Source organism: Salifodinibacter halophilus (genome assembly GCA_012999515.1).
Lineage (GTDB): Bacteria > Pseudomonadota > Gammaproteobacteria > Nevskiales > Salinisphaeraceae > Salifodinibacter > Salifodinibacter halophilus.
On sequence record JABEEB010000717.1, the window covers coordinates 1 to 237 of the forward strand.

Here is a 237-nt window from a genome sequence, read left to right on the forward strand (position 1 = left end):
GCCCCGTTTTCTACAGCGTAAGCAGCGCAGCCGCCTCAGAGATGCTTGATGATCTCGTCGGCGAACTCCGAGCACTTGACCTCGGTCGCGCCGTCCATCAGACGGGCGAAATCGTAGGTCACGCGCTTGGAAGCGATGGCCTTGTCCATCGCCGCGATGATCGCGTCGGCGGCTTCGGTCCAGCCCAGGTAGCGCAGCATCATTTCGCCCGACAGGATCACCGAGCCCGGGTTGACC

At 63.3% G+C, this 237-nt stretch carries 1 protein-coding gene; it reads right to left on the reverse strand.

Going from position 1 to position 237, the window contains the following annotated elements:
- Window positions 1-35: 35 nt before the first annotated feature.
- A partial coding sequence (locus HKX41_13430) for an NADP-dependent isocitrate dehydrogenase (protein NNC25136.1) occupies window positions 36-237 on the reverse strand: 202 nt, incomplete at its 5' end.